Genomic DNA, 11,383 nt, shown 5'->3' with positions numbered 1-11,383 from the left:
GGAGAACGGGTTGGAGAACTGGCTGAGACTCTGCTGCACACCCGCACAGGCCGACAGCAAGGGCGCGCCGAGCAGAAGGCCGAGCGCACTCCGCCGGGTCGCCGCCGACGATCGGGGCCTGGGAGCGGAAGACTCCTCCGAAGAGGAAGATCTGGGATGACGCGGGCCCACCATGGCAACTTCTCTTCCGAACCGGCCGTCGGCAGCCGGTCACTCCTTCCACGACACAAGCCGCGGATTCAGGCATATTGTCGACGAATAGTTAACCAAAACAAAAGGATAATAGCCACTTAACGCGGCTGCCGTCCCCTCCTGGCCAGCTGTTCGCCGTTACTCACGCAGCATCAAGGCGGCGTTTCGGTCGCGAATATGGCGCGAGGGCCCTCACTCCCTCGCAACGCGATCCTGGATCGATCACATTCCCGTCCGCCCTCACCTCGGCACGATCTTTTTCGAAGAGCCGGTTCCCAGCCCTGCGGATCGTGCCTAAGTTGACTTCATTATGCGCGCAAAGCCGGCCCCGATAAATACGCCTGAAGCTCAAGATACCGCCTCGCGCGGCTTCTCCATCGACGCCCATCGGCTTACGGCGCCGAAGGCGGCGCCGGGCCTTCATCTGGTGGCGACGCCCATCGGCAATCTCGGCGACATCACCCTGCGGGCGCTTCAGACGCTCGCCGGCGTCGACGTCATCGCCTGCGAGGACACCCGCATCACCCGCCGCCTGACCGAGCGCTATGCGATCGCAGCAACGCTCAAGCCCTATCACGAGCACAATGCGGAAGCGGCACGCCCGAAGATTCTGGAGGCACTGGGGCAAGGCGGCTCGGTCGCGCTGGTGTCGGACGCCGGCACGCCATTGATCTCCGACCCCGGCTTCAAGCTGGTGCGCGAGGTCTGCGCTGCGGGCCATCCGGTATATGCGCTGCCCGGCCCGTCCTCGGTGCTGGCAGCGCTGTCGGTCGCCGCGCTGCCGACCGACCGCTTCTTCTTCGAGGGTTTTTTGCCGGCGAAATCGGCGGCGCGCCGCGCACGCCTGGCCGAGCTTGCGCGCATCGACGCGACGCTGGTGATGTTCGAATCGGGCAATCGCATGCAGGCCACATTGACCGATCTCGCCGAGATCATGGGTGAACGAGAGGCCGCGGTTTGCCGCGAGCTGACGAAGTTGCACGAGGAGGTCAGGCGTGCGCCCCTCGCCGAGTTCGCGCGGCAAGCCGACGCGCCGGAGACGCGCGGTGAATTCGTTCTGGTGATCGGTCCGCCTGCAGCAAACGCCGACGTGCTGGCATCGGATGCGCTCGACGGTCTCTTGCGCGAGCAGCTGGCCGCGCACAGCGTCAAGGATGCCGTGGCACATGCGGTCGCACTTTCGGGCCGGCCGCGCCGCGAGGTTTACGCCCGCGCGCTCGAGCTCGCCAAAGACGTGCACAAGGATTTGCGGGGCGGCGATGGCGAAGACTGAGGTCCCGGCGGAACCGAAAGTCGCCTCGCCTGAGCGCATCGCCGCGTTCCGCACCGGCATCTCGGCCGAGAGCCGCGCCGCCGCCTTTCTCATGGCCAAGGGCTACCGCATCCTCGCCAAGCGTTATCGCACCCCGCATGGCGAGATCGACATCGTGGCGCGCCGCCGCAATCTGATCGCCTTCGTCGAGGTCAAGGCGCGGGCGACGCTGGATGACGCCGCCTTCGCGGTGACGCCGCGCCAGCAGCAGCGCATCATCGATGCCGCACAAGGCTGGCTCGTGGCGCATCCCGAGCATGCCGAATTCGAACTGCGATTCGACGCCATGCTGATTGCGCCGCGATCACTTCCGCGCCATGTGTTGGCGGCATTCGACGCCTCGACCTGAAAGGCAGACCATGAAACTGAACGTCGCCGTCCAGATGGACCCCATCGCCCGCATCAACATCAAGGGCGATTCCACCTTTGCGCTGCTTCTGGAGGCGCAGAAGCGCGGCCACGGCCTGTCCTATTACACGCCGGACAAGCTCTCGATGGTCGGCGACGAGCTCGTCGCTCCGGTTCAGCTCCTCACCGTGCGCGACGAGCCCGGCGACCATTTCACCCTCGGGGAGCCGAAGCGGGAGGCGCTCAACGGCTTTGATGTGGTGCTGCTCCGCCAGGACCCGCCGTTCGACCTCGCCTACATCACCTCGACGCATTTCCTGGAGCGAATCCATCCGAAGACGCTGGTCGTCAACGATCCCGCCTCGGTGCGCAACGCGCCGGAAAAGCTGTTCGTGATGAACTTTCCGCAGCTGATGCCGCCGACCCTGATCTCGCGCGACCTCGACGAGATCAACGCCTTTCGCGACAAACATGGCGCCGTCGTCATGAAGCCGCTGCACGGCCATGGCGGCGCCGCGGTGTTCCGTGTGATGCCGCAGGATATGAATTTCGGCTCGCTGTTCGACATGTTCTCGGTGACGTTCAAAGAGCCCTGGGTGATCCAGCAGTTCATCCCCGAGGTGAAGCACGGCGACAAGCGCATCATCCTGGTCAACGGCGAGTTCGCCGGTGCGGTGAACCGCGTGCCGGCCGCGGACGACCTCCGCTCCAACATGGTGCGCGGCGGCGCGGCGCAGGAGACCGAGCTGACCCCGCGCGAGCGCGAGATCTGCGCCACCGTCGGTCCGGCGCTGCGCGAGTGCGGCCTGCTGTTCGTCGGCCTCGACGTCATCAACGGCAACCTCACCGAGATCAACGTGACTTCGCCGACCGGCATCCGCGCCATCACGCGGCTCGGCGGCCCAGATGTGGCGGCGAAGATCTGGGACGCGATCGAGCAGAAGCGGGCGAAGTAGCATTCTGAAATGATTTGGCTGGGGAGTGCGCGATCTCTCCTCAACGTCGTCCCGGCCTAGTGCGCAATTGCGCACGGGGGCCGGGACCCATAACCACAGGGAGCGGTTTGGCTAAGACTCGCGCTCAGTACTTCTGCGTCCCATCATCGAGAGATCACGCGGTATGGGTCCCGGCCTTCGCCGGGACGACAATGATAATGTTGCGCATTGTTTCCGTCTCGCTAGCATATCCCCGATGCGTCGCCCATCACTAACCACCCATTCACCATGACGCCCCCGCGCTGCATCTGCACGCGGCTCACGCGCTACGTGAATCTACGGGGCCGCTGGCCGACCGAATAACGCTGCGTTCACCATCTGCCGAAAACCCGCAGCGTGATCGGCCATCACATTCAACCTCGCAACACCCCTTACACTTTTACTCCCTACTCATCGACGCGGGGGAACCCGCCACGTGCGGTTCGAGTGCCCCGCGTAAGAGTAGAAGCGTATGAATACCGCACGCATTGTCGTTCTCGTCATCGCACTGGGCGCCGGCGGCGTCGCTGCGTATCTGGCGAGCAGCTATCAGAGTGCGCCCGCGCCCGTTCTGCCCGTCGCCGAGAAGCTGCCGACGGTCGAGGTTCTGGTCGCGAAGAACGACATCCAGCTCGGGCAGGCCGTGAAGCCCGAAGACCTGCAATGGCAGGCCTGGCCGGCGGCGACCGCCAGCAACGTCTTCATTCGCCGCGACAGCAGGCCCGAGGCGCAGACCCAGATCGCCGGCTCGATCGCACGCGTGCCGTTGATGCAAGGCGAGCCGATCCGCGAGCAGAAGCTGGTCAGGGCCGAAGGCTCCGGCTTCATGGCTGCGATCCTGCCCTCCGGCATGCGGGCCGTCTCCACCGAAATTTCAGCCGAGACCGGCGCCGGCGGCTTCATCCTGCCGAACGACCGCGTCGACATCGTGCTGACCCGCCGCCTGAAGAATCCCGACGCCAACGGACCGACCGGCGGCAATGACCTGATCGTGTCCGAGGTCATCCTGACCAACATCCGCGTGCTCGCGATCGACCAGGCGCCGAAGGAAAAGGACGGCCAGACCGCCGTGATCGGCAAGACCGTCACACTCGAGCTCAAGCCGGACCAGGTCGCCACGCTGTCGGCCGCGCGCCAGGGCGGCACGCTCCAGCTCGCGCTGCGGAGCATCGTCGATGCCAACGCAGTCGACGGCACGCCCGAGGACCAGGCGGTCAAGCGTCCCGCCGGCGTGAATGTAATCCGTTACGGCGTGCAGGCGCGGCAACTGACGTCACAGAAGTGATGATGGGGATAGCATGAACTACGGGGATGATCGGACGGGCGTGCGCATTCGGGGGAAGCGCGCGCGCTCGTTCTTGGCGGCGACGATGCTGATGCTGGGGCTGCTCGCAGCCCCCGACCGGCTCAGTGCCGCGGACGCGCCGGTCGGCGACCAGACACCGATGCAAGCGCCTGATCTCGGTGTGTCGCCGGTCGCGACGATCGCGCCGGCACGGACGCGCTTCCTGTCGCTGGGCGTCGGCAAGTCCGTCGTCATCGACCTGCCGCGTGAGGTCAAGGACGTGCTGGTGGCCGATCCCAAGATCGCCAACGCGGTGATCCGCTCGGCGCAGCGCGCCTATATCATCGGCGGCCAGGTCGGCCAGACCAACGTGGTGTTCTTCACCGCCGACGGCCAGCAGGTCGCCTCCTACGACATCGCGGTGAAGCGTGACCTCAACGGCATGCGCGCCGCGCTGCGCCAGTCGCTGCCGGGCGTGCAGATCGAAGGCGTCGGCGACAGCGTGATGCTGACCGGCTCGGTCTCGAGCCCGGTCGAGGCCCAGCAGGCCGGCGACGTCGCCGCCAAGCTGGTCGGCGGCAGCGACAAGGTCGTCAACAACATCGTCGTGCGCGGCCGCGACCAGGTGATGCTCAAGGTCGTCGTCGGCGAAGTCCGCCGCGATATCGTCAAGCAGCTGGGTGTCGATCTCAGCGCCAGCCTGAACGCCGGCACCGCAGTCGTGAATTTCAACAACTCCAACCCGTTCTCGGTCTCCGGCGGCCCGCTCGTCAGCAGCAACGGGCTCGGTGTCACCGGACTCGCAAAAGGCGTGGCCACGGTCAACGCCACGATGCGCGCGATGGAAAGCGCCGGCGTGATGCGGACGCTGGCCGAGCCGAGCCTGACGGCGATCTCCGGCGAGTCCGCCACTTTCATCGCCGGCGGCGAATTCCCGATCCCTGCGGGCTATTCCTGCGATCCGGTCACCCACGTCTGTACCACCCAGATCACCTACAAGAAGTTCGGCATCTCCCTGAACTTCACGCCGGTCGTGCTCAGCGAGGGACGTATCAGCCTGCGCGTGATGACCGAAGTCTCGGAGCTGTCGAATCAGAACGCCATCTCCGTGACGCAGGCGGTGTCTGCGGGCCAGACCAGCTCGATCACCATCCCGTCGATCCAGACCCGCCGCGCCGAGACCACGCTGGAAATTCCCTCGGGCGGCTCGATGGCAATGGCCGGCCTGATCCAGCAGCAGACCAAGCAGGCGATCAACGGCCTGCCCGGTGTCGACCAGGTGCCGATCATCGGCGCGCTGTTCCGCAGCCAGGATTTCGTCAACAACGAGACCGAACTGATGGTGATCGTGACGCCCTATGTGGTGCGCGCGGTCGCCCAGAAGGAATTGTCGCGGCCGGACGACGGCTTCGCGCCGGCCTCGGACGCGCAGACGGCGCTGCTCGGCCGCATGAACCGGCTCTACGGCATCGCGCGGCGCGTCGACCCGGTCAACGGCACGCCCGGCGATTTCGGCTTCATCATCGACTGACGACAAGCGGACGGCCCGGGGGAACGGGACAGGAAACGGGGCAAGAGGGGATCAAGCGATGACGAACACGACAGCCGATCGACGTCGCGGCTTAAGTATCGCGCTGGCGCTGACGGGGCTCTCCGTCCTGCTCGGCGCCTGCAACACCACCGGCGAGATCGTCACCCAGACGGTGCCGACCGACTACCGCCAGCGCCACCCGATCGCGGTGCAGGAAGGCAAGAAGTCGATCGTGATCTTCGTCGGCAAGGCCCGCGGCGGCCTCTCGGCTGCGCAACACGCGGATGTCGTCGGCATTGCCCGGGACTGGGTGCGCGAAGGCACCGGCTCCGTCGTCGTCGACGTGCCCACCGACACCGCGAATTCGCGCGCGGCGGCGGCGACCTATCAGGAAATCCGCTCCGTGCTCGCATCCGGCGGCGTGCCCTCGCGCGCCATCGTCCAGCATCCCTATCGGCCCGAGGATCCCGGCCTGCTGCCCACCATCCGCCTCAGCTATTCCAGGATCGCCGCGGTCGCGGGCCCCTGCGGGCTGTGGCCGGAGGACGTCGGGCCGTCCATCCTCGACCCCGGCTACAACGAGAACCACCCGTACTTCAATCTGGGCTGCGCCAGTCAGCGCAACCTCGCGGCGATGATCGACAATCCCGCCGACCTCGAGCAGCCGCGTTCGGAAACACCGGTTTACACCGCGCGGCGCGACATCGCCTTCGAGCGCTATCGCAAGGGCACGCCGATCGCGAGCCCCAATCCCGACGCCGACAAGGCCAAACTCAGCGACACCGGCAAATGATTGGCATCCACGACGAAGACGCGGACGATCCGCGGCACCCCGACGAACACATTGCGCCGGTTCCCCGCATCTCGGTGCAGGCCTTTTGCGAGACCGAGCAGACTCTCGCCGCGGTGACCGCGGCGGGGGAGGACCGCCGGCTCGCCAAGGCGCATCTCACTGCCAGGGACGGTGGGCTCGCTGCGGCGATCGAAGTCTATGAATCGATGCCGACGCCGAATGTGATCGTGATCGAATCCGACGGCACGCGCGACATCCTGGAGGGGCTCGACGACCTCGCCGGCGTCTGCGATCCCGGCACCCGCGTCGTGGTGATCGGCAATCCCAACGACACCGCACCCTATCGCGAGCTGGTCCGCCGCGGCGTCAACGATTACGTGGTCGGACCGGTCGAAACCCTCGACGTGGTCCGCTCGATCTGCAGCCTGTTCTCGGCGTCGGAAGCCATCATCACCGGCCGTGTCATCGCGGTGGTCGGCGCCAAGGGCGGCGTCGGCGCGTCCACCGTCGCGCACAATGTGGCCTGGACCATCGCCCGCGATCTCGCGCTCGATTCCGTCGTGATCGATCTCGACCTCGCCTTCGGTACCGCGAGCCTCGACTACAATCAGGACCCGGTGCAGGGCATCGCCAACGCGGTGCTGTCGCAGGACCGGCCGGACACGGCGCTGATGGAGCGCCTGCTCGCCAAATGCACCGAGCGTCTCAGCCTGCTGGCCGCGCCCGCGACGCTCGACCGCGTCTACGATTTCGGCGCCGAAGCCTTCGACGCGGTGTTCGACACGCTGCGGATGACCACGCCCTGCATCGTGCTCGACGTTCCCCACCAATGGTCGGGCTGGACCCGGCGCGCGCTGGTCAACGCCGACGACATCGTGATTGTGGCCGAGCCCGATCTCGCCAATCTGCGCAACACCAAGAACATGCTGAGCGTGCTCAAGGCGGCGCGGCCGAACGACCGGCCGCCGCTGTACTGCCTCAACCAGGTCGGCATGCACAAGCGCGCGGAGATCGAGGTCAAAGCCTTCGCCAAGACCATGGAGAGCCAGCCGCTCGCGGTGATCCCGTTCGATTCGAAGCTGTTCTCGACCGCCGCCAACAATGGCCAGATGATCGCGGAGGTCTCCAAGAGCCACCGCACCACTCTTCTGTTCCAGAGCATGGCGAACCGCCTCGCCGGCCGCGGCGAGGTGAAGAAGCCGAAGCGCTCACTTCTCGGACCGCTGCTGAAAAAGCTGAAGGGCAGGTCGGGCCGCGGATCCGCCCCGCATCGCAAGGCGTCGTAAGGCTAGAAGCGTCTTCGAGCGAACTGGCTACCGGTTCGCGTCAAGACAACGCGTCAAAACGAGAATCTACGAAGAGCGCGGGCTATCTGTCCGCCCGCTGCTGCTTCTTCGCCAGCAATTGCCGCAGCGCCGTGACCTTTGCCGCCGCTTGATCCGGCGGCAGATCGGCCTTCACGATGGCCTCGGCCTCGGCCTGTTTTCCTTCCAGCCCCAGCACGAGCGCGAGATTGGCGCGCACGCGGGGGTCAGTGGGATTGCGCTCATGCGCGCGGCGCATCGTTTCCTCCGCCCGCGGCAGATTGTTCTGGAGCATGTAGGACAGGCCGAGATTGGACAAAACCTGCGGCTCGTCGGGCACGATCTTCAAGGCGGTCGCGTAATATTGCTGCGCCTCCTCGTTGCGGCCGAGTTGATCGAGCGCCGCGCCCTGCGCCGACAGGATGCGCCAGTCCGGATCCTCGGGCGTATGCGCACGGCCGAGAACATCGAAGGCCTGCTGGAAATTACCGTTGTCGGCGAGCGCGCGGCCATAGCCGGCGAGCAATGCCTTGTTGCTGGGATGGGCGAGCACGGCCTGCTCCATCACCGCGACGGCCTGCGCCCGCTGGCCGCTCTCGCGCAGCGCCTTGCCGTAGGCGAGCGCAATGCTGGGATCGCCGGGCTTGGCGCGGTAGCGCTCACGCAAGGCGTCCATGTCCGGCTTAGCGTCGGCCTTGACGGCGGCTTCAGATCTGACGCCGAGCGCGCCGGTCACATCCTCGATGCCATTGGTCTGGCAACCGCCGAGGACGAGCACCATGAACGCGGGAAGCAGGAATTTCGCCGAAGGAAAGGCGGCGGACGGACGCTTGGGCATACTCTGATCACTCGGCGACTGATCAGAGATGCTTACCCATTAACGCTAAAGCCCCGTTAAGGAGGCGCAGCCATTAAGGCCTAATCGACGAACTCGGCGCCGAACTCGCAGCCGATGCGCCAGCGCAAGCGGCATTGGCGGGAATAATCGGGCGCGAAGATGATGGTGAATTGCGGCGGTACTTCCAGGAATTCCGCCACCACTTTCACGCCGCCATCCGAGATGTCCGTGATCGTGCAGTCACGCGGCAGCGAGCCCGCGCCAAAATGGATCTTGGCCAGCCGGCTGCACACCCGGCGTTCGCTTCTCCGGCGATTTGCAAGCATTTGAACTCTTCACCCGTTAGATCACGGCCCATCCCGCAAGCGTAGGAGTAGCGGACATTCGTTGGAATGTGCTGAGGAGAGCCGCTCGGATTCGAGGCGTAGTGTCCGCTTCACGTTTACGATCGGTTAGGGTTGGCTCGGCCTCGGACATGTTCCCGTATTGTTCTTGCGAAGGGCGCTAGGTTCTGCTACCCCTAATTGCGCGAGAGGGCAGGCTGGTTCGAGCATGGTTCAGCGGGTTTCTACCGTCGCCTTTGAGGGGATCGAGGCCCGTGCGGTCGACGTGCAGGTACAGGTCGCCCCGGGCCTGCCGGCCTTCGCCATCGTCGGCCTGCCGGACAAGGCGGTGTCGGAGGCGCGCGAGCGGGTCCGTTCGGCCCTGATCGCCTCGGGGCTGGCGCTGCCGGCGCGGCGGATCATCGTCAACCTCGCCCCTGCCGACCTGCCCAAGGAGGGCAGCCATTACGACCTGCCGATCGCGCTCGGGCTGATGGCGGCGATCGGCGCGATCCCGCCGGATGCACTGACGGGGTTCACGGTCCTGGGCGAGCTCGGCCTCGACGGGTCAATCGCGCCGGTCGCAGGTGTCCTGCCCGCCGCGATCGGCGCCAATGCCCGCGAGGAGGGCCTGATCTGCCCCGCCGCCTGCGGCTCGGAGGCGGCCTGGGCGAGCCCGGACATCCAGATCATCGCCGCGCAATCGCTCATTCAGATCGCCAACCATTTCAAGGGCACGCAGGTGCTGTCGCGGCCCTCACCGAAAGTGCATGAAGCCGCCGCCTCATCCCTCGACCTGCGCGATATCAAGGGCCAGGAGAGCGCCAAGCGGGCGCTGGAGATCGCGGCCGCCGGCGGACATCACCTTCTGATGATCGGTGCGCCCGGCGCGGGCAAATCGATGCTGGCGGCGCGCCTGCCCTCGATCCTGCCGCCGCTGTCGCCGGGCGAATTGCTCGAAGTCTCCATGATCGCGTCCGTCGCCGGCGAGATCGAGGGCGGCGCGCTGACCGCGCGGCGGCCGTTCCGCTCGCCGCATCATTCCGCCAGCATGGCCGCGCTCACCGGCGGCGGCATGCGCGCCAAGCCCGGCGAGATCTCGCTGGCGCATCAGGGCGTGCTGTTCCTCGACGAGCTGCCGGAGTTCGATCCGCGCGTGCTGGATTCGCTGCGCCAGCCCTTGGAGAACGGCGAGGTCGCGGTGTCGCGCGCCAATCACCGTGTCACCTACCCTGCCCGCTTCATGCTGGTGGCCGCAATGAATCCCTGCCGTTGCGGCAATGCGTTCGAGCCGGGCTATGCCTGCAAGCGCGGCCGTATCGACCGCTGCACCGGCGACTACCAGGCGCGCATCTCCGGTCCCCTGATGGATCGCATCGATCTGCGCATCGAGGTGCCGGCGGTGACGGCCGCCGATTTGATCCTGCCGCCGCCGGCGGAAGGCTCCGCCGAGGTCGCCGCGCGCGTGGCGGCCGCACGCGACATCCAGCTTGCACGTTATGCCGATGCCGGCCTGCCCCACGTCCGCACCAATGCCGAGGCGCCGGCCTCGGTCCTGGAAGAGATTGCCAGGCCGGATGCGCAAGGCCAGAAGCTATTGCGCGACGCTGCCGAGACCATGCGGCTGTCGGCGCGCGGCTATCACCGCGTGCTGCGGGTCGCGCGCACGCTCGCCGACCTCGACAGCGCGGACAAGATCGGCCGGCTGCACCTCGCCGAGGCCCTGTCCTACCGCGCACTCGCGGAGGATGTGCGGCAGTTGGCCTGATCATTCCGCGCATCAACCCGGCGGTAACGAGTTTCCTTTACGCTCTGCAAACCATAAGCCCCATGTGTTTCCAACACGAGTTCCCGAGGGGCCCGGGCGAGTAGAGTGTCATGTTGCGTTTCAAGATCCTGGCCTCGGTTGTCCCCCTGTTGGCAGCGGCGGTGTTCGCCCGCGCCGAGATCGGATCGGTCTCGCATCCCTGCATCGCCCTGGGCGAGACCTCGGTCGAGCTTACATCCCTGTTCTGGACCGCCGGCGTGCATGTCGCCTTCACCGAGGATCCCGCGCAGGCCACGGTGCGGGTCCAGGTCACGGACGATGCGGACGCTGCGGACTTCACTGTGGTGGACGACGGCCTCGGTTCGGAATCGGAATCCTGCCAGGCCACTCCGTCGACACGCCTGGTCTCGATCGCGGCGCAGCCCGTCGACGGCGGCCAGGTGATTTATCTCTCCACCGACGGGCCGGCCGATTACCGCATCTATGTGCGCTCGAAGACGTTCTCGCAGCGCGAGGCGGCGGCGCTGATCGTCGGCGCCCGCGGCGGCCACCGCCAGCTCCAGGCCGCCTCGCTCTAAAGCGCGATGATATCAGGATCGCACTTTAGCCATTTGTTTGAGCATGATCTTTTCGGAAAACCGCTACACACTTTTCCGGATCATACTCTGAGACTTTAACACCTCGTCAACCCTGTTTGGAGGCGGCGCTAAAGCCT

11 protein-coding genes and 1 pseudogene are annotated in these 11,383 nt (G+C 66.2%); 9 read left to right on the top strand and 3 right to left on the bottom strand.

Going from position 1 to position 11,383, the window contains the following annotated elements:
• Nucleotides 1-174 (bottom strand): annotated as a pseudogene (locus CWO91_RS44505) (penicillin-binding protein activator); the annotation flags it as partial.
• A gap of 328 nt (nucleotides 175-502) precedes the next feature.
• Between CWO91_RS44505 and rsmI the strand changes: the two are divergent.
• The 7 genes from rsmI (at nucleotide 503) to CWO91_RS27405 (ending at nucleotide 7,721) form a co-directional block, all read left to right on the top strand.
• Nucleotides 503-1,465 (top strand): 16S rRNA (cytidine(1402)-2'-O)-methyltransferase, encoded by a 963-nt coding sequence (gene rsmI, locus CWO91_RS27435; RefSeq protein ID WP_130217970.1) that lies wholly within the window; start codon nucleotides 503-505, stop codon nucleotides 1,463-1,465.
• Nucleotides 1,452-1,853 carry a YraN family protein gene (locus CWO91_RS27430; RefSeq protein ID WP_091882523.1) on the top strand — a complete coding sequence of 134 codons (402 nt, stop codon included), beginning with the start codon at nucleotides 1,452-1,454 and terminating at the stop codon, nucleotides 1,851-1,853. Before rsmI ends, CWO91_RS27430 begins: the two co-directional genes overlap by 14 nt.
• A gap of 10 nt (nucleotides 1,854-1,863) precedes the next feature.
• Nucleotides 1,864-2,808, top strand: a complete 945-nt coding sequence (gshB, locus tag CWO91_RS27425; RefSeq protein ID WP_130217968.1) for a glutathione synthase — start codon at nucleotides 1,864-1,866, stop codon at nucleotides 2,806-2,808.
• A gap of 490 nt (nucleotides 2,809-3,298) precedes the next feature.
• Nucleotides 3,299-4,111 carry a Flp pilus assembly protein CpaB gene (gene cpaB, locus CWO91_RS27420; protein WP_130217966.1) on the top strand — a complete coding sequence of 271 codons (813 nt, stop codon included), beginning with the start codon at nucleotides 3,299-3,301 and terminating at the stop codon, nucleotides 4,109-4,111.
• Between the two features lie 13 nt (nucleotides 4,112-4,124).
• Nucleotides 4,125-5,642 (top strand): type II and III secretion system protein family protein, encoded by a 1,518-nt coding sequence (locus tag CWO91_RS27415; RefSeq protein ID WP_130217964.1) that lies wholly within the window; start codon nucleotides 4,125-4,127, stop codon nucleotides 5,640-5,642.
• Nucleotides 5,643-5,700: 58 nt separating this feature from the next.
• Nucleotides 5,701-6,435 carry a CpaD family pilus assembly protein gene (locus CWO91_RS27410; protein ID WP_130217963.1) on the top strand — a complete coding sequence of 245 codons (735 nt, stop codon included), beginning with the start codon at nucleotides 5,701-5,703 and terminating at the stop codon, nucleotides 6,433-6,435.
• Nucleotides 6,432-7,721: an AAA family ATPase gene (locus CWO91_RS27405; RefSeq protein WP_091882540.1), complete on the top strand. Its 1,290-nt coding sequence runs from the start codon at nucleotides 6,432-6,434 to the stop codon at nucleotides 7,719-7,721. The genes CWO91_RS27410 and CWO91_RS27405 overlap by 4 nt, the downstream gene beginning before the upstream one ends.
• Nucleotides 7,722-7,803: 82 nt before the next feature.
• Here CWO91_RS27405 and CWO91_RS27400 read toward each other — a convergent pair whose 3' ends face one another.
• A complete protein-coding gene (locus CWO91_RS27400) occupies nucleotides 7,804-8,577 on the bottom strand; it encodes a tetratricopeptide repeat protein (RefSeq protein ID WP_130217961.1) in 774 nt (257 codons plus the stop codon).
• An 80-nt stretch (nucleotides 8,578-8,657) separates the two neighbouring features.
• Nucleotides 8,658-8,903, bottom strand: a complete 246-nt coding sequence (locus CWO91_RS27395) for a PilZ domain-containing protein (RefSeq protein ID WP_018644993.1) — start codon at nucleotides 8,901-8,903, stop codon at nucleotides 8,658-8,660.
• Nucleotides 8,904-9,129: 226 nt separating this feature from the next.
• Between CWO91_RS27395 and CWO91_RS27390 the strand changes: the two genes are divergently transcribed.
• Nucleotides 9,130-10,668 carry a YifB family Mg chelatase-like AAA ATPase gene (locus CWO91_RS27390; RefSeq protein WP_130217959.1) on the top strand — a complete coding sequence of 513 codons (1,539 nt, stop codon included), beginning with the start codon at nucleotides 9,130-9,132 and terminating at the stop codon, nucleotides 10,666-10,668.
• 110 nt (nucleotides 10,669-10,778) lie between these two features.
• On the top strand, nucleotides 10,779-11,246 hold the full coding sequence (locus tag CWO91_RS27385; RefSeq protein ID WP_130217957.1) for a hypothetical protein: 468 nt from the start codon (nucleotides 10,779-10,781) through the stop codon (nucleotides 11,244-11,246).
• Nucleotides 11,247-11,383 lie beyond the last annotated feature (137 nt).

This window comes from Bradyrhizobium genosp. SA-3, assembly GCF_004212635.1.
Taxonomy (GTDB): Bacteria; Pseudomonadota; Alphaproteobacteria; order Rhizobiales; family Xanthobacteraceae; genus Bradyrhizobium.
The sequence above is the reverse complement of the archived record's forward strand: the minus strand, read 5'-3'. Positions and strand labels throughout refer to the sequence as shown.